At 61.9% G+C, this 218-nt stretch carries 1 protein-coding gene; it reads left to right on the top strand.

What is annotated here, in order from left to right:
- Nucleotides 1-218 (top strand): hypothetical protein (locus AC0QHF_RS27985; protein WP_324707565.1); only part of this gene is annotated, 218 nt, incomplete at both ends.

Raw genomic sequence — 218 nt, 5'->3', positions numbered from 1 at the left:
TACGAACCGCTGATCGAACAGTATGAAATCGTGCGATCGCCCTCCGCTTCTGCGATCGCCCAAATTCGCCAAGATACAGCCTCCCGAACCCCGGCAACTAAAACCCTCGCCGTCTTCGCCGACCCGGTCTTCACCCCCGACGACGAACGGGTAAAAACCCCCGTCGCCGCCACCCCGCCGGACGAGTTATTGCTGGCGGCAATACCCGAGCCCAGAGG

It is taken from the genome of Lyngbya sp. CCY1209 (genome assembly GCF_055795065.1).
This window is presented reverse-complemented; position numbering and strand designations above follow the sequence as displayed.